Consider the following 24,466-nt stretch of genomic DNA (forward strand, 5'->3'; position numbering starts at 1 on the left):
CCTTATATCAACTTTACTGATAATCTGCCTTGTTCTTTTATCTGTCTTCTTGCTGTCGGCGCGTTTGCGTCAAAAGAAAAATCAAAAGCTGCAAAAAGAGTTTTCTTTTTTATTATATCAGTTAAATGAAATTGAATCGTACAGTTTTCAGGTTTTGGCAAATAAAGCTTTAAATAGAACCTTTGAAGAGTACATCAACTCGGATGAAGTCTATCAGGTGAGTAAATGGAATACCGAATTCAGCACCTTCACCGAAGGTATTATTCAAAAAAATCCCTTTGTACGTGATGTAATTTTTTTTCCTCTTAACGATGTTAAAAAGAAGGCTCTTACCGTGCGGGAGGATTTAAGTTTTAATGAAATACAGATTATGAGAACTCCTTTTGTTCGCGATAAGGCAAAAGATTTAAACGGTAGATTTTTTTGGTATACTGCGGATAATCATTTAGCCGGTTTACGGCTTATCAAAAATTATAGATCAAATCTGCCTATCGGGATTCTTTGCTTTTATGTTAATACCGAATACATACTCAATCTTTCTGAAAAATTAAAATATATGGGTAAAGTTCTTATTTTAGATGTAAATACTCGCGCAATCCTTTTCCCTTCCGACTTAAGTGATGAAAAACCTCTCCCTGCAAAACCATCGGGTTGGTATAAGGGATTTTCATACCATACGGTTTTTTCTGTTTCTGATTCCAAAGAGCAAAACAATGCATTGGCAATTGTAAGCATAGACAGACCGATTATAGGCTTTATTCTTTACTCACATGTTTCTCTTTATTTATTTCTTTTTCTTCTTGGTGTACTCATTTTGCTTTATTATTTGCAAAGAAAACAGCGGCAAGAGAAACTGCAAGCACAAGAGCGGGAATTGTTTTTTGACTGCTTAAAGAATTTTAATCTTTCTAAAAGAGAGTACATAATTCTTGAGCTTATTTGTCAGGGTTCGACGGGTAAGGAAATTGCATACAAACTCAATCTAAAAGAACAAACAATAAAAAACTATACCTCGCGTTTGTATAAAAAACTTGGTGTTACCGGACGTGTAGAAGCTTGCCAGCGTATCAATTCTTTAATCATGGAAGCAAAAAAAACAGTAAAGTACTAAAGTACTTATTGCAAAACAAGAAAAGCCGTCCAAAAATAGAGTATATACATCTATTTTGGAGGTTAAAAGATGAAAAAAAGAATAGTTTTATTCTGTGTTGCATGCGTTGCAGCGATGTCATTATTAAGCTGCGGAAGCGATTCCGGTGGGCAGGAAAAAAAATCTTTAATGGTTTATACTTCCATGAAAGAGTCTATTATCGGAAAGGTTCGAGATGAATTTTCACAAAAATATCCCGATATCAACTTTGACTATTACTCCGCCGGAGCGGGAAAGCTCATGGCAAAAATTGCTGCAGAGCGTCAGTCAGGACGCATTGCCTGCGATGTGCTATGGACAAGTGAAGTGCCTGATTTTATGCAGCTTAAAGCGGAAGGAGTCTTACTTCCGTATGTTTCGCCGGAATCAGGAAAGATTGTCAGTCCGTTAAAAGATCCGGAAGGTTATTTTACCCCTGCACGATTGGGGACATTGGGTATTGCATATAATACCAATAAGATTAAAACACCGCCCGCATCTTGGCAGGACTTATTAAAGCCTGAATACAAGAACGGATTTGCAATGGCAAATCCTGCCCTTTCAGGGACATCGCTGGTTTCGCTTGCAATGCTTATTGAAAATCTTGGTTGGGATTATATTGAGCAGCTAAAAGCAAACGGAGCAAAAATGGGGCAAGGTTCCGGGCAGGTAGTAGACGACACCGCTTCCGGTGATATTTCCGCGTGCATTGCAGTGGACTATATCACTATCGATAAAATTGTAAAAGGCGCAACCCTCGGATTTGCGTATCCCCAAGAAATGTTGGTTGTTCCCAGTCCTATTGCAATAATGAAAGATACACAAAATGAAGATTCGGCAAAAATATTTATTGACTTTCTTTTATCCGATGAAGGACAAAAAATTGTCGCAGATGCGTATACGCTTCCTATTAAAGAAAACATTCCGGTACGTGAAGATTTAGGGCTGCTTCATCCAGAGGCTGCAACACAGCGAGCATTTCCCTTTGATTACCAAAAACTTATTCGAGAAAAAGAAGAGGTGATCAAAAGATTTACCGCGCTTATGAATCAGCGTTAAAAACAGATATACCGTTTCTCTGTTTCGGAAACGGTATATATTTGGTCAGCCGAGCTTCGCGCTAATTTTTTTGCGAACTATCGACTTGATGAGCGATTTGTAAGATATGGGTTTTACCTGTCTTACAAAAGCAAAAAACGGTTTTCGGAATTTTACGAATTCCTTAAATATTTTTATAGGAGTACAAAATGGACGGTATTACGTTTAAAAATGTCTCAAAGAGATTTGATAAAAAGCAGGTACTCAAGGATTTAAGTTTTGTTATTAAAGCAGGTGAATGCTTTACGATTTTAGGTCCTTCGGGATGCGGCAAAACAGTAATTTTGCGGCTTATTGCAGGATTTGAAGTTCCCGATTCAGGGCAAATTATTATAAATGACCAGGTAGTTGCGGATGGCGATAAAGGGTTTTCTCTGCCGCCGGAGGAAAGAAAACTAGGGGTTGTTTTTCAAGACTATGCGGTATGGCCGCATAAAACGGTAAAGCAAAATGTTGCATATCCGCTGGAAATGCAAAAAGTTCCTGCGGATGCACGAAAGCAACGAATACAAAAAGCAATTGATTTGGTAAACCTTACCGGACTCGAAAAAAGATTACCGTATCAGCTTTCCGGCGGACAACAGCAACGAGTAGCTCTTGCGCGCGCCATCGTTGCGGAAAGCTCATTGCTCCTTCTTGATGAGCCGCTTACTAATCTTGACGCAAACTTGCGGGAAGAAATGCGTTTTGAAATAAAAGCTTTACAGAAAAAAATTAACAGTACTATTTTATATGTTACACATGATCAAGAAGTTGCATTGGCAATTTCAGACAGGATTGCGATTATGGACTCATCCGGAAGTTTTTGTCAAATTGACACTCCTGAGCAAGTGTTTGAACATCCGGTAAATGTATTCGGGTTCGGATTTTTGGGGGTTGCAAATTATATTCGCTTTAAACATGCGGGCGATAAAATCCTGTTTTATCATACAAACAAAGAATTCATACCGACGGAAGGATGTTCGGAAGAACTTGCGGCGAATGCAACCGTATTAGCCGCATTTAGACCGATGGATGTAAACCTTGACAGATCCTCCGGATCGGTAAGAGGCACAATTATCAGAAAAAGTTTGCTTGGTCCTATTATTGATTATGCGGTTGAGCTTGAAGGGGTAATTATCCGTGCGCAAATTCAAACCGAAGATGCTATAAAAAATGAATTAATTTTTGAAGAGGGTGAAAAGTGTTTTTGCTCTTTTAATTCAATAGTATGGTTTCCCGATGACGCTGCTGTAAAGGAGGTGGAAGCATGATAAAGGTTAAAAAAATCGGTGTAGCTGAGCTTGCCTTAGTATTTTCAATATTGGTATTAGTGATCATTGTTGCAGTACCCGTATTGCTTATTTTTACTACTGCTTTGTTTAAGGACGGGCAACTGAATATTAAAGGCGTATTGGAAATCCTTCACTCCGCAGATACGTATCAGGCGCTGAAAAATTCCTTAGTAATAGCTATCGGAACAACTATCACATCTACTATTATAGGAGTGTTTTTTGCTTGGCTCATTGCAAGAACAGATCTCCCGTTTAAAAAGCTTATGAAAGCTTTATTTATGGTTCCGTTCATGCTGCCTTCTTTTATTTGTGCGATGGCATGGAAGGTGTTATTATCACCGCGTGCCGGATATCTGAACAAAATGCTGATGGGTGTGTTCAATCTTGAAAAAGCGCCTATCGATATCATGTCTTTGGGAGGAATTATTGCAATTGAGACAATGTATCTTTTCCCCTTTGTTTTTTTACAGGTATCGGGTGCTTTGGAGCGGATGGATCCGACACTGGAAGAGTCGGCAAGAATTTCCGGGGCAGGATTATTTACCATCACTCGAAAAATAACCTTACCTCTTGTGATGCCGAGCATTGTTGCCGGAGCGCTGCTGGTTTGTTTGTATTCTCTTGCGCACTTCGGAGTTCCCGCCATTCTCGGAACTGAAAAAGGTATTTATAACATACCCACAAAAATTTATGAAAGAATCTATGCATCGGCGGGAAGCTTTGAGGCGATCAGAACGGGAACTATTTTATCGATGATACTGGTTATTGCCGCTGCTATCATTTTAAAGGCTCAAAACATGATTCTGAAAAAAGGCAGATTTCAAATTATTGCGGGAAAAAGCATGCGCCCTGTTGTATTAAAATTACGCGGATTAAAAATTCCTTTACTGATAATCAGTATTGTCTATATTCTTATTACCGTTGTTTTACCGACTGTTACTATATTTTTAATCGGAGGATTAAAAACATACGGGCTTCCGTTCAAAGCTGAAAACATGACATGGCTCAATTATATAGAAATATTTAAATGGAAGCTTACCAAAGATGCAATATGGAATAGCTTATATCTTTCTATAAGTGCGGCTTTTGTTACTATGTTGGCGGGTGTAATGATTTCATACGTCATTGTCAAAATGAAGGTGAGGGGAAAATTTATTCTTGAATTCCTGGGCGTGCTGCCATTTTCCTTGCCCGGAACGGTTATCGCGCTTGGCTGTATTCTTGTCTGGTCAGGCAAATTCGGTATAAATATTTATAATACTGCATGGATTATCTTTGTCGCGTATATTGCCCGATACATGGCATTTGCCTTGAAATCAAACTCGGCGGCATTGGAACAGGTTTCGGATTCGCTTGAAGAGGCCTCAAGATCATGCGGAGCAACTCATTGGCAAACATTAAAAAACATAGTTATTCCGCTCATACGTCCCGGAATGATAAGTGCTTTTTTCTTAATCTTTTTGCCCGCATTACGAGAGCTCACAACCTCGGTTCTATTATATGGCCCTACAACCAGAACAATAGGAGTTGCAATTTACGCATTAAACGAAGACGGAGAAACTGTTCGCGCAGCGGCTTTGGCAAGTGTTGCGCTGCTGATTATTTTTATTGGAGAATTTTCAATACGAACACTCCTGTCAAAATTAGAACGTCGGCAATAATAACGGGGAGGAAATATGGCAACATTAAAACTGATTGATGTAACAAAAAAATTCGGTGAAGTAATTGCGGTCAACAAACTGAATCTTGAAGTAAATCACGGAGAGTGTTTTTCATTTTTAGGGCCTTCGGGTTGTGGCAAGACAACTACTTTGCGAATGATTGCAGGTTTTGAAGACCTTGATAAAGGAGAGTTGAGCGTAGACGGTGAAATCTACTCCTCAAGTATTACAAAAAAATATATTCCGCCCGAGCAGCGAAATTTCGGAATGGTGTTTCAAGCGTTTGCGGTTTGGCCGCATATTACCGTATGGGAAAACGTTGCGTTTCCTTTAAAAATCGGAAAATACGCTAAAGAAGAAATCAAAACTCGAGTGCAAGATGCGCTTAAGGTAACCGGACTGGAAAAAGAAGCTGATTTATACCCGGGTAAACTTTCCGGCGGTCAACAGCAGCGAATAGCTCTCGCGCGAGCGGTTGCGATAAATCCGAAGGTGATGCTTTTAGACGAACCGCTTTCAAACTTGGATCCGCATTTACGAGAAGAAATGCGTTTTGAAATTAAAGAATTGCAAAAAAAATTTCAGTTTACAATTATTTATGTAACCCATGACCAAGCGGAAGCAATGGCATTATCCGACAGAATTCTGGTAATGAAAAACGGAGTGGTGCAACAAATAGATACACCGTTAAACATTTACAACAAGCCTAAAAACAGTTTTGTTTTCAGTTTTATCGGCTTATCAAATTTCATTCCGGTAGATATTGAGCAAGGCTCTATTAGCATAAGAAATGCAAAAGAGGCGGGAATAATACATGCTAAACAGATCCCTGAAGACAAGAGTAAATTATATAACCTCGCATGCCGTCCGGGAGAAATTGATTTTATCCCCGACTCTGAAGACGGAATTTCAGGCATCGTTACCCGAAGAACATACCTCGGATCAATTGTTGATTATCTTGTCCGCGTAGGAGATGTTGACATTCGTATTCAAAAACCGAGGCACAAAAGTATCGCACGGGAAAATGAAAAATGTAAAATCAAATTCAACAATGTATTATGGTATGAAAGAGATGCCGAATAATTCGTAACGCCAAAGATTAATACCCGAACAGTATGCAAAAGAATGATTTTGCATACTGTTCGGGTTCAATTGAAGTAAGCTCTGTACTTACGATTAAGAGTTGTGGTATAGCGTTTTGTAATTAACTTCCTGTTATAAAACTCGGAGTATCAACAAAGAGGTGCTGCGGATTTCAGCATCCCTATGGTAAGTTTGCTTGCCGTTGTCAAAATCAGAACCGCCACGGACGGCGGTGGCTCCACGCAGAAGCGACGTTTTAAAGCAAGACAGATTGTAAAGCTTTAAAACTCGTGGTTTAGTTTTTGCCATGGACGGCAAAAACTAAACCGTTGTGTCGGACTCTTTTTTATAAAAATTTTTACGATTTATAGTGTTGTAATGAATTAAAATATCATTGAGATGTCAAAAGAAGGTTATACTCGGCTGTTCTTTATACAGAAATTTTAATCTTACTTGCTCCGTTTTTGAATACTTGATATAATCCATAAATGCTCTATTTACTGTCGCATTTCCATGTATATTTTGGACCTTTGCGTTTATTTCAATCGTTTACCGTGCTGATCGGTATTTCACTGTATCTTGGTTTTTGTTTGACCGCTTTAATATTGCCTAAAATGTACCGCTTTTTGCCGAAAGATCGGGGGCGGGAATTTACGTTGACCCCCGAAGCGGCTGCCGGAAAACCGACAGGCGGCGGGGTTGTTTTTATCAGCGTTTTTGTGTTGATGATTTTTATTTTGATTATTCCTTCCGTTACCCAAATTGTGGTTCTGATTTTAACATGGCTGGCAATGCTTACCGGGTATCTTGATGATAAAGCGGTTTCTTCTTGGGGAGAATATAAAAAAGGAGCGTTGGATTTCTTATTATCGATTGCTACAACTATTGTTTTGTATCATTTTTATTTTCATGATAAGGTTTCCTATTGGGTGCCTTTTATAACCGGGCAGGTTTCGGTTCATCCGGTAGTTTTTTTTATTATTTCTACCATTATAGTATGGACATCAATAAATACTACAAACTGTACCGACGGTGTTGACGGGCTTTCAAGCACGTTGGTGCTCATGGCTCTTTTGTCTCTTGGAGTGGTTTTTTACTTTCTTTTAGGAAATATCAAGGTCTCTGAGTACCTTTTAATTCCGTTTATTCAAGACGGGGCGCAGTGGGCGTTGCTCAGTTTTAGTCTTTCGGGAGTTTTGATGGGTTATTTATGGCATAATGCTTTTCCGAGTTCGGTGTTGATGGGCGATGCCGGCTCCCGCGCTCTTGGGTTTTTTATCGGCGTATTGGTGCTTGTTTCGGGAAATCCGTTTTTATTGTTGATGACCAGCAGCGTTATTTTAATAAACGGGGGAACGGGCTTACTGAAAATAGTTATGCTGCGGTTCTTTCATATAAAAATTTTTAGCAGCATTCGATTTCCGTTACATGACCATATGCGAAAAAGCAGAAAATGGTCTCCGATGCAGGTGCAAATCAAGTTTATGATTATTCAATTACTTATTACAATTGCGGTGCTTGGGCTTTTATTCAAATTACGATAAACAGGCTTTAAATGACAGCTGAGAATAGTGAGCAGTTTTCCCGTTCTCTTCCATTACTTGGAGAGGGCGGAATGAAAAAACTTTTTTCTGCTTCTGTTGCCGTGTTTGGTCTTGGCGGAGTCGGCGGCTTTGTTGTCGAAGGGCTTGCACGGGCGGGTATCGGCACACTGTATATTGTGGACGGCGATTATATTCAGGAATCTAATATAAACAGACAGCTTATTGCCGTGCATTCATCAATCGGTCAGGCAAAAACCGAGGCTTGGGAACAAAGAATTAAAGACATCAATCCGCTGTGTTCGGTTGTGCCGATACATCAATTTATTCTTCCTTCTTCCGATGGGAGCATTGATGCGTTCCCTTTTTGGAATTCTGTTGATTATATCGTTGATGCAATCGACACTGTCTCCGCAAAAATTGCGCTTGCCGCAGAAGCTGAAAAACGGCAAATTCCGATTATCGCGGCAATGGGCTGCGGGAATAAGCTTGATGCATCCGCTTTTTGCTTTGCCGATATTTACAAAACCGATACATGCCCGCTTTGTAAGGTTATGCGGCGGGAACTGCGGACGAGAAAAGTTGCAAAACTGAAAGTGCTTTACTCAACTGAAAAACCGCTTGTTTCGCGGCGCCCTCCCGCTTCTGTTTCGTGGGTTCCCTCGGTTGCCGGCCTTTTGATCGCCGGCGAAGTGATACGGGACATTTGCGGGAGCATGTCGCATAACGATTTTTAATAACACAATTAGTTTTTTAATTCATTTAATACAAATCATAAAAAATGATTCCGACACGACGGTTTGGTTTTGACGTCCTTGTCAAAACCAAACCTGTGAGTTTGAAAACTCCTATTTATACAAATGCGGTAGTTTTCAAACTCAATTCTGCGTGGAACCACGGGCGTCCCGTGCCCGTTCTGATTTTGCCGTCCGTGGCAAAAACTAAACCGTCTGCTTGGAACCACCGCCACGCCCTGATTTTTAGTGTTCTTGATTAAATCAGTGCTGCGAGTTTAAAAACTCCTATTTATGTCGGTGTGGTAGTTTTTAAACATCGTTTTACATTGTTCTGATTTTGCCGTCCTTAGCAAAACCAAACCTGTGAGTTTTAAAGCTTCTATTATAGAAAGATTCCGACACGGCGCAACGGTGAGTAAACTTACCATAGGGCGAACCTTTGAAACTTCTACCTTTGGTTCGCCAACGAGTTTTGCCTGTTAGCTGAGACGCTCAGGCAAAACATCGTTTGGAATTGAGGAGCGGTGGGCAATTTACCATAGGGCTACTGAACCACAAGCCGTCCGCCGATGCTCTAATTAGTATACTGGCAAGTAAATTATAGAACGGTATAGCAGCCGGTATAACTTTTTTATTTTTCTGCAAAAAAGTGTATTTAGGTAGTTGACAAAAGTGTACGGTTTTGGTATCTTCATCAAGCTGTCAACAACAAACGACAGCTTGTCAAGCTTAACAAAGCATACGAGAACAGAATTCAAATCTTTTAAAAAAACTTAAAAAAAGAATGAAAGAACTCTTGACAAAAGAATGAGAGCTGTGATATAGTCTTATTCGCTTCTCGCTGACTGCGATTACACATCCGGATGGCGAGTAATGATATTTGACAGATAGAGGGAAGGGAAAGAAAAGAATAAGCCAAGGCAAAAGCTTTGGTAAGAGAAGCGTTTTACGATTAAGAATGAAATAAAGAGTAGTAAAAGTGAAAGCTTTTGCTACAGGGTTCCTTAAAATAAGGTTAAGGATACTCTTTAATTATTGGTAAAATCAGGCTCTCTTAGCAATAGGAGAGTTTGAAATATAATAATGGAGAGTTTGATCCTGGCTCAGAACGAACGCTGGCGGCGCGTCTTAAGCATGCAAGTCGAACGGCAAGGGAGGAGCTTGCTTCTCCCCTAGAGTGGCGGACTGGTGAGTAACGCGTGGGTGATCTGCCCTTAAGATGGGGATAGCTCCTAGAAATAGGAGGTAATACCGAATACGCTTATACGGATAAAGCCGTATAAGGAAAGGAGGCTACGGCCTTGCTTGAGGATGAGCCCGCGTCCCATTATGCTTGTTGGTGAGGTAACGGCTTACCAAGGCGACGATGGGTATCCGGCCTGAGAGGGTGGACGGACACATTGGGACTGAGATACGGCCCAAACTCCTACGGGAGGCAGCAGCTAAGAATATTCCGCAATGGACGGAAGTCTGACGGAGCGACGCCGCGTGGACGAAGAAGGCCGAAAGGTTGTAAAGTTCTTTTGCCGATGAAGAATAAGAGGATGAGGGAATGCGTCCTTGATGACGGTAGTCGAGCGAATAAGCCCCGGCTAATTACGTGCCAGCAGCCGCGGTAACACGTAAGGGGCGAGCGTTGTTCGGAATTATTGGGCGTAAAGGGCACGCAGGCGGGTTGGTAAGCCTGATGTGAAATACTCAAGCTTAACTTGAGAATTGCATTGGGTACTGCCAGTCTTGAATCACGGAGGGGAAACCGGAATTCCAAGTGTAGGGGTGGAATCTGTAGATATTTGGAAGAACACCGGTGGCGAAGGCGGGTTTCTGGCCGATGATTGACGCTGAGGTGCGAAGGTGTGGGGAGCAAACAGGATTAGATACCCTGGTAGTCCACACAGTAAACGATGTACACTAGGTGTTGGGGCAAGAGCTTCAGTGCCGGCGCAAACGCAATAAGTGTACCGCCTGGGGAGTATGCCCGCAAGGGTGAAACTCAAAGGAATTGACGGGGGCCCGCACAAGCGGTGGAGCATGTGGTTTAATTCGATGATACGCGAGGAATCTTACCTGGGTTTGACATCAAAAGCAATATTATAGAGATATGGTAGCGTAGCAATACGGCTTTTGACAGGTGCTGCATGGCTGTCGTCAGCTCGTGCCGTGAGGTGTTGGGTTAAGTCCCGCAACGAGCGCAACCCCTACTGTCAGTTGCTAACAGGTAACGCTGAGGACTCTGGCGGAACTGCCGATGACAAATCGGAGGAAGGTGGGGATGACGTCAAGTCATCATGGCCCTTATGTCCAGGGCTACACACGTGCTACAATGGTTGCTACAAAGTGAAGCGAGACTGTGAGGTTAAGCAAATCGCAAAAAAGCAATCGTAGTTCGGATTGAAGTCTGAAACTCGACTTCATGAAGTTGGAATCGCTAGTAATCGCACATCAGCACGGTGCGGTGAATACGTTCCCGGGCCTTGTACACACCGCCCGTCACACCATCCGAGTTGAGGGTACCCGAAGTCGCCAGTCTAACCCGTAAGGGAGGGCGGTGCCGAAGGTATGTTTGGCAAGGAGGGTGAAGTCGTAACAAGGTAGCCGTACCGGAAGGTGCGGCTGGATCACCTCCTTTCTAAGAGAAAGGTAGAACACGAAGCAGTATATCCTGCTTCAATAAAAAGACTTTGAAGTACACAAAGTCTATACTCTTAAAACTATGCGCTTCTTTCTTTCCTTTTCCCTTTGTTTATATAAGTCTGCTAGAGAAGGGGATATAGCTCAGCTGGCTAGAGCGGCGGCTTTGCAAGCCGTAGGTCAGGGGTTCAAATCCCCTTATCTCCATAAAAGCATGAATAATGCTTTTTCCGGTTTATACTTGTATTTATCGGAGCAAGGTCTTTGACACGGATAGGGAAGGGAAGAAAACGAAAATCAAATAAAAGAGCGTGTACACTTATCTTTTTGGCGAGGAGCTGAAGGGGTAAGTAACGAAACGTAAAGAAGGGCCGGTAATATGGTCAAGCGAAGAATAGGTTTATGGTGGATGTCTTGGAGCTGTAAGGCGAAGAAGGCCGTGATAAGCTGCGAAAAGCCTCGGGGAGGAGCACATATCCTTAGATCCGGGGATAGCCGAATGGGGTAACCCGTCAGTAGTGATACTGACATTACATACTTGAATAAAATAGAGTAGTAAGGCGAAACTGAGTGAACTGAACCATCTAAGTAACTTGGGAAAAGAAATCAAAAAGAGATTCCGAAAGTAGTGGCGAGCGAAATTGGAAGAGCCTAAACCCGAATAACGGGGGTTGCAGGGCTGCATGGGCTTACGTTCGGCAAGTGATAAATCTTGTGTATAGCAGAAAGGTTTTGGGAAAGCCTGACAGAGAGGGTGAAATCCCCGTATGCGAAATAGACAAGACTTGCTGGTGCAGTACCTAAGTACGGCGGGGCACGAGGAACCCTGTCGGAATCTGGGTCGACCACGATCCAAGGCTAAATACTTAACAGCTACCGATAGAGAACAAGTACCGTGAGGGAAAGATGAAAAGAACCCCTGTGAGGGGAGTGAAATAGAACCTGAAACCGTAAACTAACAAGATGTTACAGCCCGAAATGGGTAGTAGCGTGCCTTTTGTAGAATGAGCCTGCGAGTTACGGTATGCAGCGAGGTTAAGTGATAGAAGTCACGGAGCCGGAGGGAAACCGAGTCTTAATAGGGCGCAAAGAGTTGCATGTCGTAGACCCGAAGCCAGAGTGATCTAGTCATGAGCAGGTTGAAGCAAGGGTAAAACCTTGTGGAGGACCGAACTATAATCTGTTAAAAAAGGTATGGATGACTTGTGACTAGGAGTGAAAGGCTAAACAAACCTGGAAATAGCTGGTTCTCCCCGAAATGCCTTTAGGGACAGCCTTATACAAAATTATCGGAGGTAAAGCACTGGATGGACTAGGGGGCTTCACCGTCTACCAAACCCAATCAAACTCTGAATGCCGATAATCAACGTATGGGAGTGAGACTGCGTGCGACAAGGTTCGCAAGTCGAGAGGGAAACAGCCCAGACCGTCAGCTAAGGTCCCGAAATACCGCTTGAGTGTGAAATGAAGTGTGGATACAAAGACAGCCAGGAGGTTGGCTTAGAAGCAGCCATTCCTTGAAAGAGTGCGTAATAGCTCACTGGTCGAGTATGCATGCGCAGATAATGTAACGGGGCTAAGCGGTATACCGAAGCTACGGATCAGTTACGAAAAGTAACTGGTGGTAGGGGAGCGTTCCATGTACTGATGAAGGAGTACCCGAGAGGGGCTCTGGAGGGGATGGAAGAGAGAATGCAGGTATAAGTACACGAAAAGGGAGGTGAGATTCCTCCCCGCCGAAAACCTAAGGTTTCCCGGGTAAAGGTCATCTGCCCGGGGTAAGTCGGCCCCTAAGGCGAGGACGAAGGTCGTAGTCGATGGGAAATCGGTTTAGAATCCGATACCTCTTATAATTTCGAAGGCAGGACGCATGAGGTGAAACCCGTCCGGAGAATGGTAGTTCCGGTCGAAGCACGCGAGCCGTTTGACAAGTGGTAGGCAAATCCGCCACTTTAGGTAAGCTGCGACAGCGAGTGTAGCGATGAGCGAAACGAAGCGGGCGTAATCATGGTGCCAGGAAATACTGTCTAAGGTTAGGTTATAAGGGACCGTACCGTAAACCGACACAGGTAGGAAGGATGAGAAATCTAAGGCGCTCGAGAGAACTCGCGTTAAGGAACTCGGCAAAATGCACACGTAACTTCGGAAGAAGTGTGACCTCTGTTTAGTAATGAGTGGAGGTGGCAGAAAGCAGGCCCAGGCGACTGTTTATCAAAAACACAGCCATCTGCGAATCAGCAATGAGACGTATAGGTGGTGACACCTGCCCGGTGCCGGAAGGTTAAGAGGAGAGGTAAGCAGCAATGCGAAGCTTTGAATTGAAGCCCCGGTAAACGGCGGCCGTAACTATAACGGTCCTAAGGTAGCGAAATTCCTTGTCGGGTAAGTTCCGACCCGCACGAATGGTGTAACGATTCTGGGCACTGTCTCAACGCGAGACTCGGTGAAATTTATATGCCGGTAAAGAAGCCGGCTACCCATAGTTAGACGGAAAGACCCCGTGAACCTTCACCGTAACTTATTATTGGGACTTGATGTATCATGTGTAGAATAGGTGGGAGACTATGAAACCCGACCGTTAGGTTAGGTGGAGTCGCCAAGTGAAATACCACCCTTGATACATCAGGTTTCTAACCTCTGACCGTGAAACCGGTAGAGGGACAGTGATAGGCAGGCGGTTTGACTGGGGCGGTCGCCTCCTAAAAGGTAACGGAGGTGCGCGAAGGTCTCCTCACGCCGGTTGGAAATCGGCGCGCGAGTGTAAAGGCACAAGGAGGCTTGACTGCGAGAGTGACAGCTCGAGCAGGTACGAAAGTAGGTCTTAGTGATCTGGCGGTAGCGAGTGGAAGCGCCGTCACTTAACGGATAAAAGGTACTCCGGGGATAACAGGCTGATTTTCCCCAAGAGTTCACATCGACGGGAAAGTTTGGCACCTCGATGTCGGCTCATCGCATCCTGGGGCTGAAGTAGGTCCCAAGGGTTTGGCTGTTCGCCAATTAAAGCGGTACGTGAGCTGGGTTCAGAACGTCGCGAGACAGTTCGGTCCCTATCTGCTATGGGCGTTGGATATGTGAGAGGAGCTGCTTTTAGTACGAGAGGACCGAAGTGGACGAACCTCTGGTGTACCAGTTATCCTGCCAAGGGTAAGTGCTGGGTAGCTACGTTCGGAAGGGATAACCGCTGAAGGCATCTAAGCGGGAAGCCCACCTCAAGATGACATATCCCTAGAGGGTTTAACCCTCTCTAAAGACCCCTTGCACACTACAAGGTTGATAGGTTGGAGGTCTAAGCACAGTAATGTGTTCAGCCGACCAATACTAATAGGTCGTGAGGCTTGACCATATTATCGACTCTTTTTTAATATATTTCTTTGTTTTCTTCTCCTTATTCCTTTTTTTAAGGAAAGTACGGTACGGTAGGTATCGACTCCTTGAAATGAGGTAAACGGTTCCAATCACGTGGTGTGTTGCGTGAAAATGGAACTGTGTAAAAACCCTAAAAAGGGGGTGTGTCAAAGCACTTCCTTATGATAAAAAGAACACACAAACGCATTAATTTTGTTATTAATTGCCCGGTTACCATAGTGGAGAGGTAATACCCGTTCCCATCCCGAACACGGAAGTCAAGCTCTCTTACGCCGATGATACTGCTGATCAGGTGGGAAAGTAGGTAGTAGCCGGGCTTTTTTTTGCTCTTTGTACAATCGACAATCTCCTTTCATGTATTTCTTAACGCTTTTTCCCTTTTATTCTTAACTTCCGGTGTAGTGTTCTGTAATTAACTTACCGTTATGCTGATCGAAGAATTAATAGGCGGTTTACGGGTTTAAGCATTCCTATGGTAAATTGCTCACTGTTGCGCCGTGTCGGGCTCTTTTTATAAAATTTTTTACAAGTCATATTAAATGAATAAAAATCTTCGAACTCTTGTCGTGTGGAAAAATCAATCTGAGACTATTAAAAATAATGATCTTTTAGGTTATTGTGAATGTGAAATAAAGACTAACGAAAATGGTGAAAGAATTTTCAAGTTTATAGGGTGTTGTGTCGGCTTTGACATAAGCGTCTTTAAAATTTATCTCAATGTATAAAAATCTAAATAAGATATTTACCAAATTTTGATTTTATATGCTTTATTGTAATTTACGAGGACCAGCATCGGAATAAATACATCCGCGCTTTAGGATATTCTTCATGCCTTGTTGTTACAACTCATTGACAGAAGTAAAGAAAAGATTGAGATTAATGAAAAGGAGCGCGGAAGGAAATATGAATAAACTGACAGATAATTTTAAACTGCATAACGGATATGAAATTCCTGTTTTAGGATTCGGCACATGGAAAATTGAAGACGGTGATGCTGCAATCAATATAGTAAAATCCGCAATTGAAATAGGATATCGGCACATTGATACGGCGGCTGCTTACGGAAATGAAGTGAGCGTCGGAAAGGCTATTAAAGAAAGCGGAGTTAATCGTAAAGATTTATTTATAACCAGCAAGGTGTGGACAACAGAGCGCGGATACGATAAAACAATGGCAGCCTTTGAAAGAACAGTTTCGAATTTAGGACTTGACTATATTGATTTATATCTCATCCATTGGCCGGCATCAAGTTCCCGATTTAAGGATTGGAAAGAAATCAATCTTGATACGTGGAAAGCATTAACGGAATTGTATAAAGCAGGCCGCGTGCGTGCAATCGGTGTTTCCAATTTTTTGGTTTCTCATTTGCGGGCATTGGTGGAAACAGAAACACCGCCCATGGTTGATCAAATTGAATTTCATCCCGGACAAATGCAAAACGAAACGCTGCAATTTTGTAAAGAGCATAATATTCTTGTTGAAGCGTGGGGGCCGCTTGGCAGAGGAAAAATGCTGACCGATGAGCGGCTTGTAAAAATTGCAAATAAATACAATAAGTTTGTTGCGCAATTGTGTATCCGCTGGTGTTTACAAAACGGCGTATTGCCACTGCCAAAATCTGTAACACCATCGCGTATGACAGAAAACACAGAAGTCTTCGATTTTGTTATTTCAGATGAAGACATAGCGACAATCAATGCCATGCCGTATTTCGGCGGTTCCGGACATCACCCTGACGAAGTTGATTTTTAGTATATGGATACACGTTCGGATTTTCTGGAGATATCGCTACATATAAAAAGCTTTAAATATTATAACGTATAAAAACTGAAATACTAAGGATGCTGTTATGTTTCAATTACAAAAAAATCGTCTTTGGCTCCAAAACAACAAAATTTGGATTTATATACTTAAATACATTACCTATTCGTTTATTCTCTTGCTGATTGTCGGAACAATTGACTTAAAATATCCGCAAGTGCATAACAAAATTCCTGAAATTCTTTTAATGAATGTGGGATTATCTACCACCCTGCTTACAACCCTGGCGGGAGCTTTTTTAACAATTACAACTTTTACTTTTTCGACGATGATGACAGTCATCAATATGTATTCCAGCAGCTTTACGCCAAGCATGCTTTCAAACTTTACTAATAAGCGAATTGTAGCAAAAGTTTTAGGCGTTTTTGTCGGCGGCTTCCTTTATTGTTTGTTGGGCTTGTTTATTATCGGCGGAATTTACGAAACGCGAATGGTTCTTGCCGGTGGAATAGCCACCGTATATGCAATTTTTTGCATGTTACATTTTTTACTATTTGTACACGAAATTTTCAAAATGGTTCGCGGTTCAAACATCGTGCAAAGCGTTTACGAAGAAGCTCTTCCGGTAATTCGCGACCAAGTAGAAAAGCGTAAAAACTCCGCTTACTTTCTTCAATTTGAATATAGCCGTAGCATTAAAATTTATGCAATCGCCACCGGCTATTTAAGCATAATAGATACAAAACGCATTTTAAATATTCTTTCGAGGTACGACGGAGCTTTGGTTGTGGAGCAAAATCTCGGGGATTATGTTGTTAAGGGTTTTCATATTGCAACGCTGCACTTAAAACAAAACTGGGAAATTGCACCGGAAGACGAAAAAGAATTTCTCGATAAAGTTGCGGACTGCTTTATTTATCAAGAAGAAAAATATGCCGAAGAAGACTACCGCTATAGTATTAGTAAGTTAGTAGAGACTGCGATGTGCTCAATCGGTCCCGGTTCAGGCGACCCGAATAGGGGCGTTCATTGTATTCGAAAAATTTGCGTATTACTTGGAAAATTGTTTTCAGTTGGAAACAGCACTATAATTCTTGCAGAAGATGCGGATTTTCGCATTGTGTATAAAGGTTACACTGTTGAAGAAGAGCTATATTACACATTTCGCCAAATTCTTAAATGGGGAAAATCAACAGCGGTCGTCATTGATGCAATCCTGGAAGGCTTATATGTTATGTATCGAATGAGTGAAGGTGAAGCTTGTACAGAAATCAGTAAATATGCAAAGTATGTTTATAAACTCAGCACTAAAACTATTGAAGACCCCTATGATAAAGCATATATCAAAAAAACTTATCGGGTTTTTATCGACGGAGATGAAGAAGAAATCAATCGTGATATTTTAGAAGACGAATGAGAAAAATTTTAAAACTTTCAAACATATTACCACAAACTTGGGGGAAGTAAATTGAAAAATATTACTCTTCGTTACTTTTACTTTATATTGGGGCTTGCAATCAATGCGTTCGGTATTGCATTTATTACAAAAAGCGCATTGGGGACGTCTCCCATTTCAAGCGTACCCTATGTTTTAAGCTTACGGTTTACGGCAATCAGTTTTGGAATGTTCACTTTTATTATGAATATGATTTTTATTTTATTACAAATTGTTTTATTGCGGAAAAATTTTGAACCTATTCAGTTTTTGCAAATTGTTGTAAATGTTGCATTCAGTTGGTTTATCGATATTGCAATGACAGCACTCAGTTTTTTAAACCCGCAACAGAGTATTTTGCAGCTTGTTTTTCTTTTAATCGGTTGTGCAATTCTCGCTATGGGAATCTGTATCGAGGTTGCGGCAAACACGGTTCTTATTCCGGGCGAAGGAATTGTAAAAGCGATATTCACTGTTTTAAAAGCTAAGTTCGGCACGATAAAAATCTTCTTTGATGTCAGTCTTATTGTAATTTCGGTTATTCTGTCTTTTGTCTTTTTTGGAAAATTAAACGGACTCGGTCTTGGCACAATTATTTCCGCCGTCGCTGTCGGGAAAATTGTAAACATCATTAACCACTCTGTTCCGTTTATCGAAAAGATAAAAAACTTAAGTGCAGCCTGATTCCATGCTTTACTGTTACTCGTGTAACGTTTTTTTAATAGGTCAATTATATTTTTTCACTACATCTTACCAAAACATAAAAAATTTTATAAAAAGAGTCCGACACGGCGCAACGGCGAGCAATTTACCATAGGAATGCTTAAATCTGCACTCCCTCATTGTTAGTGCTCCAAATTGTATAACCGGAAGTTAATTACAAAACGCTACACTCGTTTACGATGCTAAAGGCTGCGTCGGCGGTGTTTCCGGATCCATATCGGGTTCAAATTCGCAAAAGAGTGAGTACTTTTCCAGCATTAGAATTTTTGCTATTGCCGCAGGTAGGGCTTTTCGCATCGGAGAAGTTTGCGATAAACTTTCAGGCATAATCCCTAAAATGCGCAATGTAAAATCGCTCATCACAGGAGGGGTCGTCCCGAAGCCTGCAATAAGAGATGCTTCGTCATAGTTTTTTTTAACAAAAGAGTTTTCAGCATTGCCGCTTGTTAAATACTTGCACGGTCGCCATCGGATTTTTAAATCCTTTCCCCTGTCACCGGAATAACCGAATAAGCGGCAAATTAAAGCTCGCCCGCCGTAAACCGTACAGTGGTATCGATTGTCAATATCAAAAAGCAAACAGCCTCGATCCTTATCTAAAACATTTTCGTTAAAATTACCTTCCATAATTTGGAGCGCTCGTTCACGCTGATGACAGAGCATCCAAGCCGCTAAATACAAAGCTTCAACCTCATATAAATCGGGCTCAAAATGAACACAGCACATGCCGCAGCCGTCAATACAATGCACAGGACACGCCGACATCCATGCGCCTTCTGCTTCTTCAATCTCTTCATACACCTTATGCAATGCTAAAATTGCTTGCGCAATCCTTGTGTTCCGAAATGAGTATGTTTCTTTTTCCATTGAAAATCCTTTTTAGGAAAAGCATTTTACCGATATGAACTGTACGCGTCTATAGAAAATAGAAAAAAATTGAAATTTAATAAAATTTTTTTTAATCTTTACACCCGAATTCTTCATGCTGATACTGCGCTTTCACTTGCGATTTTAATTGTTCATCGTGCTGTTTTCTTTCCATTTGTTTTTCTCCTACGGCTTGTCTCCAACTTTTTGTGGGAGGTACATAATGATACAGGGGTAAACTTTGGAAAAATAAAAAACCGATAATAATGACTTTAAAAAACATAAGATTTTTAGAAAAAAATAAACTTAAGTTTAAAAAGAGTTTTTCTCGTTTTTAGACTATGATATAGCGGATAGCTATGGTATAATAGAATATAAGTAGAGTTAATACAATTTAACAAAAACCTACGGAGCTCCGCTGAAGAAAATTCAAGCGGTATCAAAAACAAAAGGATATAGATGAGGAGGAATAACATGGGTTTTATATCTGCTATAATAAAGTTTTTTAAAAAAGAGCAAGAAACAAAGCCGCTTGAGCAGAAAGATTCTGCTATGAATGAGAGTCCTAACATACAGAATACCAACACAGACAAAAAACTAAAACAGGAACAGAAGGCTTCCGTTTCTAATGAAAAAACCGACATCAGAGGACGTTGCTTTGCTCCGGAATATAAAATCGGAACCGACCACTTCTGTCTCTGATGAGAACCATCAAAAACAGGACGCCGATACAGACGCGCATACAATACCTGCGGCAAAGACTGCTGCTTCTGGTACAGCATCGGCACCCAAAGATACCGAAGCACCGAAGAGTCCACGAGATGTGCTAAAAGAATTATTACAGCGGGATGTTTAAAAAAACCGACAGAAGCTTAAAAATTTTTAAATGTTTGATTATGCAATTCACAGCAGAAATAATTAGTAATTATTAAGAGAACAACTATCACACGATTATTAAAGGCATGCGGTTTTAAAGTTACAAGCGGCAGAAAAAGCCGAGGCTTGGATTTCTTCTGTGCTGAAAAATAAAAAAGCATTGTTGGAAGTATTTCCAACAATGCTTTTATAGCAGGGAGAGGACTTGAACCTCTGACCTCCGGGTTATGAGCCCGACGAGCTGCCAACTGCTCTACCCTGCGTCGTCTGGTATACTATACCCAAGACCGCCCGTTCCGTCAAGCCCTTCTGCCAGGATTTTCAAAGATTTGTTTTGAGTATCAAAAAACTCTTTTTAAATAAACGAAAATCAACACAATAATACAATCACGGCGTAGTACATTTTTGATAACTCAATCCGTTTTTAACCCACGTTATATAAATCATCAAAAATTTTATAAAAAAGGACGGGTTTAGACCATTGGTTGAAATCAGCACTGAAAAGCGTGGTCAAGGGGTGGCAGCCCCTTCTTCATGCCTAAAGCCAGGTAAGAAATTGTGTCTTACTTGTGATTTTTCATCCTATGTGTTATACTTTATATCTATTGAGTGCAGAACAAGGTGTCCTTTTCATTTGAAATATTGGCAGATTGAGAGGCTTGTTTTAAAATTACTTTCGTGCCGCATATAAGAATTCAATAAAGAGCGTTGGTTTTGCTAGTACATAGTATTTACGAAAAAATAATCGACATTCTTCTGTGAAAATATATGAAACCGCAAATGAAATAATTTTACAGCCTTAAAGTTTTGTTTGAGAAAACCTTGGAAATTGAATTTTAGGTAAAATAGTATAACTAAGATTATCAAGTTGAGATTGTTTACATAAAAGCAGCTTGATTTTTCTTGCCTAATAAATTTCAAAACGGTTTAATTGATTTTTATTTCATGCGAATCGGGATGTTTTTTACAGGAATTCTCGAGGTTTGTTCAGCATAGATACAGACACAAGGAATCGCTAATGAAATTTTATGATATAAGAGATAAATCGAAAGAGTTTTTGCTAAAAAATGCTGTTTTAAAAGGAAGCGCTAAACCGGACAGTATATATATGCCGGTAAGTATTCCGCAGTTTGCTAAAAGTTTAATTTATAAAAATCCTGCGCCTTCGTTTCGAGATATTGCCTTTGAAGCGGCAAGGGTTTTTTGTGGTGAAGATATTCCTCAAGAAGACTTAATGGGAATTATTATCGATTCTTATCCGTTTACCGCAAATATTTCACCGATTGCGCCCACCACGTATGTACTGGACTTATTTCAGGGGAAAACTTGCTCGTTTAAGGATTTTACATATCGATTTGCAGCTCGGCTTATGCAATATTTTAACAAAAATGAAAAAGCTCCTTTACATGTACTAACCATTGCATCGGGAGCCGGCAGCGCCGCGATTGCGAGTGCCTTTCACGGAATTTCAGGTGTGCAACTTACAATTTTATATCCAAAGGGAGATATCCCGTCTTTTGAAGAAGAGTTGCTTGTGCGTTTTAGCGGTAATGTTAAAGTGATCCGCATAGACGGAGATTTCGCTGCCTGCCGGCAATTGGCAACAAAAGTATTAAACGATGAAGCGGTGCAAACAAAGGGCAATTTAATGCTTCTGGATTCCGCAAATATCGCATTGCTTATTCCTCAAAGTTTTTATTATATCTATGCAGCTCTTGCGGTGAACGCACACAGCAGTTTTTACAATAGAATAGAAAATCCTTCAATAATTATATCTGTTCCAATGGACGATTTTGGAAGTCTTACCGGTGCATTTTTAGCAAAAAAGATGGGCGCCCCTATTGCCGGCTTTGTTGCCGCAAGCGAATCCGATAATGCAATTTCCGAATGGCTTGCAGGCGGCACTGCAGACCTTTCGAACAAAACTAAAAATAATTTTTCACTTGACAGCCGGCGGATTGAACAGTTGTATTCTCGTGAGGAGGTAAGAAAAACCCTTGCGGAATACCGATTTGATAAAAGCTGCATATATCAGGCAATTGAAAAATGTAATGACTCCACCGGCTACCTTATTGAGCCGCAAGGAGCGCTCGCGTGGCTCGCATGGATGGACACATACAAGAGCGCCCTTTATTCTCAAAAAAAAGGAATGGGTTCTCAGTTTTCAGTGGCAGAACCTGAAACGCCGTTCTCCCCCGACTGGTATACAGCCTGCGCAAACAAACAGGCGCTCGGCATTATCCCCTCAACCGCACATCCCGCAAAGTTCGGAGAAATACTGCGAAAAACCACCGGCAAAGACCCCTCTATTCCCTATCGCCTGGAAGATATACTCAAATTACCACGCAAAGGAATTTCCTTATCGGCGAATTATCCGGAATTTAAAGACTGGTTTTTGCACAGCGGCAGGTAATTTCCCTGCGGGAGAACTGTTTAAGCACTAGTATAACGTTTTTTTGATAAGTCGATTAAATTTTTTTAATACATCTTATCAAAAACGTAAAAAGTTTTATAAAAAAGAGCTCGACACGGCGCAACGGTGAGCAATTTACCATAGTAATGCTTAAATCCGCAGCCTCTTATTGTTGATACTCCAATTTTTATAACAGGAAGTTAATTACAAAACGCTATACTAGTATAACGTTTTTTTGATAAGTCGATTCGTTTTTTAATACATCTTTTCAAACACGTAAAAAATTTTATAAAAAAGAGCCCGACACGGCGCAACGGCGAACCTTGGAATTTCTACCTTTGGTTCGCCAACGAGTTTTGCCTGCTTACGCTGGAGTATCAGGCAAAACATCGTTTGGAATTGAGCAACGGCGAGTAAACTTACCATAGGGCAAAGCGTTAATAATTTGCCTTCGCTTTGCCAACGAGTTTTGCTGTTTACAATAAACTATCAGGCAAAACATCGTTTGAAATTTTGCAAGGGCAAACTTACCATTGTATGACCTGCTCTATTGCCCCGCTAAATTCGAACAACGTTTAAAAACGCACATGCTCCTCTAACAATTTATATTTTAGAATTTTTCGCCGGGTACTATCTAAAATGATTTATCTCAGGCATAATTGGATTTACGTACGTATAATGAGTTTAGCCGCATTCGCAGGTGAGCGGAAGTTTTATCAATCTCATTTTTCACGAAGCAGTTAAAAAAATTATTTTTACTGCGAAGGGAAAAATACATTCTTCTTAGCTCTTGTCTTGGCAGATGTTCAAGCGCTTCTCTTATAAACTCCGAAGCATACCGGGTCTGAAATTCTTTTTCTTCAAGGTATCGTCTATTGTAGCTATTAAACTTTTAATATCTGCGTTTAAAGTCCCTCCCAGAAGGACATAGTTAGAGGCGTGGTTTGATCTAAATATCGTTCCTTCGGAATCCACATTTTCCAAAAATAATCGTATTTCATATAAAATTTCTTCGGGAGAAGGCATCTCAAACTTTCCTGCTAAAACATCCAAATATAAAGGAGTGTTTTTGTAAATTCTCATAGTCAGGTATGACACATAATCCGGCTTTGTCATTGAAATGAGTTTTGCCGTATTAACCGCATTTTGTTCCCACTTCTCTCTGCCGCCAAGACCTGCAATAATCGTGATAGAAGAGCTCACTCCCGCCGCCTTCACCTTTTCCATAGCCCGTAGATAATCATCACAGTATAAACCTTTCTTAATGCTTTTAAGAATCTCGTCATCGCCGCTTTCAAATCCTATATACAACATGCTAAGCCCCTTATCATAAAGGCTTATCAATTCTTCAACACTTTTTCTATTAATATCTCCCGCTGTTGCATAGGAACTGATTCTTTTAACATTGGGCATATTCTCATTAATATAGTCCAAAAGCTTTAGCAGCGTTTCTGTCTTTAGGACAAGAGCATCTCCATCGGCAATAAAGACTCTCTCAAAATGAGGAAAATATTCTCTAATAGTTTCCAGGTCTGAAACTATCTCTTCATATTTTCTCACAACGAAAGGTTCTCCCTTATACATGTAACAAAATGTGCAGTCGTTATGAGAACATCCTATGGTCGCTTGAATAATCAATGAGTTTGCCTCACTTGGCGGCCTAAATACATTTCCGTAATAATTCATAGCCTACTTTCAATTACAATTTTTTACCATGAGCAGCCAAAAGCGGCTCATCCCAAAAATGCTTTGACAAGTTCACAAATACTCCTGAAGATTCTCCTGTCTTTTTATTTCATCATTCCGGCGTATCGTGGTTGTGCGTGCATTCTTTATAATACAATAACCTTAATTATACAAAAATTTTTATT

14 protein-coding genes, 2 tRNA genes and 3 rRNA genes are annotated in these 24,466 nt (G+C 41.0%); 16 read left to right on the forward strand and 3 right to left on the reverse strand.

Annotated features, from left to right (window positions below):
• Positions 1 to 64 precede the first annotated feature (64 nt).
• From FUT79_RS14065 to FUT79_RS14130, 14 genes are all read left to right on the forward strand, one after another.
• Complete coding sequence (locus tag FUT79_RS14065) at positions 65 to 1,111, forward strand: response regulator transcription factor (protein ID WP_024752733.1); 1,047 nt, start codon at positions 65 to 67, stop codon at positions 1,109 to 1,111.
• A 69-nt stretch (positions 1,112 to 1,180) separates the two neighbouring features.
• A complete protein-coding gene (locus tag FUT79_RS14070; protein WP_024752732.1) occupies positions 1,181 to 2,188 on the forward strand; it encodes an ABC transporter substrate-binding protein in 1,008 nt (335 codons plus the stop codon).
• Positions 2,189 to 2,376: 188 nt separating this feature from the next.
• Positions 2,377 to 3,480, forward strand: coding sequence for an ABC transporter ATP-binding protein (locus FUT79_RS14075; protein ID WP_002698891.1), 1,104 nt, complete (start codon positions 2,377 to 2,379; stop codon positions 3,478 to 3,480).
• Positions 3,477 to 5,162 (forward strand): ABC transporter permease, encoded by a 1,686-nt coding sequence (locus FUT79_RS14080; RefSeq protein ID WP_024752731.1) that lies wholly within the window; start codon positions 3,477 to 3,479, stop codon positions 5,160 to 5,162. Before FUT79_RS14075 ends, FUT79_RS14080 begins: the two co-directional genes overlap by 4 nt.
• A gap of 15 nt (positions 5,163 to 5,177) precedes the next feature.
• Entirely contained in the window at positions 5,178 to 6,245 is a 1,068-nt protein-coding gene (locus FUT79_RS14085; RefSeq protein WP_024752730.1) for an ABC transporter ATP-binding protein, read from the forward strand.
• Positions 6,246 to 6,733: 488 nt separating this feature from the next.
• The gene (locus FUT79_RS14090; RefSeq protein ID WP_044634500.1) at positions 6,734 to 7,789 is read left to right on the forward strand and encodes an MraY family glycosyltransferase; all 1,056 of its coding nucleotides are present in this window, start codon (positions 6,734 to 6,736) and stop codon (positions 7,787 to 7,789) included.
• Positions 7,790 to 7,800: 11 nt separating this feature from the next.
• The gene (locus FUT79_RS14095) at positions 7,801 to 8,523 is read left to right on the forward strand and encodes a tRNA threonylcarbamoyladenosine dehydratase (protein ID WP_002698901.1); all 723 of its coding nucleotides are present in this window, start codon (positions 7,801 to 7,803) and stop codon (positions 8,521 to 8,523) included.
• 1,080 nt (positions 8,524 to 9,603) lie between these two features.
• Positions 9,604 to 11,152: ribosomal RNA gene (locus FUT79_RS14100) — 16S ribosomal RNA — on the forward strand.
• Positions 11,153 to 11,287: 135 nt separating this feature from the next.
• Positions 11,288 to 11,361, forward strand: a tRNA-Ala gene (locus FUT79_RS14105).
• Between the two features lie 174 nt (positions 11,362 to 11,535).
• A 23S ribosomal RNA gene (locus FUT79_RS14110) occupies positions 11,536 to 14,497 on the forward strand.
• Positions 14,498 to 14,725: 228 nt separating this feature from the next.
• Positions 14,726 to 14,837: ribosomal RNA gene (rrf, locus tag FUT79_RS14115) — 5S ribosomal RNA — on the forward strand.
• The 16S, 23S and 5S rRNA genes sit together here with 1 tRNA gene alongside, the layout of an rRNA operon.
• A 586-nt stretch (positions 14,838 to 15,423) precedes the next feature.
• The gene (locus tag FUT79_RS14120; RefSeq protein ID WP_024752728.1) at positions 15,424 to 16,272 is read left to right on the forward strand and encodes an aldo/keto reductase; all 849 of its coding nucleotides are present in this window, start codon (positions 15,424 to 15,426) and stop codon (positions 16,270 to 16,272) included.
• Between the two features lie 97 nt (positions 16,273 to 16,369).
• A complete protein-coding gene (locus FUT79_RS14125; protein WP_024752727.1) occupies positions 16,370 to 17,698 on the forward strand; it encodes a DUF2254 family protein in 1,329 nt (442 codons plus the stop codon).
• A gap of 51 nt (positions 17,699 to 17,749) precedes the next feature.
• Entirely contained in the window at positions 17,750 to 18,400 is a 651-nt protein-coding gene (locus tag FUT79_RS14130) for a YczE/YyaS/YitT family protein (RefSeq protein ID WP_024752726.1), read from the forward strand.
• Between the two features lie 213 nt (positions 18,401 to 18,613).
• Here FUT79_RS14130 and FUT79_RS14135 read toward each other — a convergent pair whose 3' ends face one another.
• Positions 18,614 to 19,306, reverse strand: a complete 693-nt coding sequence (locus FUT79_RS14135; protein WP_024752725.1) for a YkgJ family cysteine cluster protein — start codon at positions 19,304 to 19,306, stop codon at positions 18,614 to 18,616.
• A 628-nt stretch (positions 19,307 to 19,934) separates the two neighbouring features.
• Here FUT79_RS14135 and FUT79_RS14140 point away from each other — a divergent pair.
• Positions 19,935 to 20,162: a hypothetical protein gene (locus FUT79_RS14140; protein WP_148889762.1), complete on the forward strand. Its 228-nt coding sequence runs from the start codon at positions 19,935 to 19,937 to the stop codon at positions 20,160 to 20,162.
• 210 nt (positions 20,163 to 20,372) lie between these two features.
• Here FUT79_RS14140 and FUT79_RS14145 read toward each other — a convergent pair.
• Positions 20,373 to 20,445: transfer RNA gene (locus tag FUT79_RS14145), tRNA-Met, on the reverse strand.
• Positions 20,446 to 21,200: 755 nt separating this feature from the next.
• On the opposite strand from FUT79_RS14145, the gene FUT79_RS14150 reads away from it, so the two are divergent.
• Positions 21,201 to 22,595 carry a PALP domain-containing protein gene (locus FUT79_RS14150; RefSeq protein WP_024752723.1) on the forward strand — a complete coding sequence of 465 codons (1,395 nt, stop codon included), beginning with the start codon at positions 21,201 to 21,203 and terminating at the stop codon, positions 22,593 to 22,595.
• Between the two features lie 819 nt (positions 22,596 to 23,414).
• Here FUT79_RS14150 and FUT79_RS14155 read toward each other — a convergent pair.
• The gene (locus tag FUT79_RS14155; RefSeq protein ID WP_024752722.1) at positions 23,415 to 24,281 is read right to left on the reverse strand and encodes a radical SAM protein; all 867 of its coding nucleotides are present in this window, start codon (positions 24,279 to 24,281) and stop codon (positions 23,415 to 23,417) included.
• Positions 24,282 to 24,466: the final 185 nt, after the last annotated feature.

The organism is Treponema phagedenis, assembly GCF_008153345.1.
Taxonomy (GTDB): domain Bacteria; phylum Spirochaetota; class Spirochaetia; order Treponematales; family Treponemataceae; genus Treponema; species Treponema phagedenis.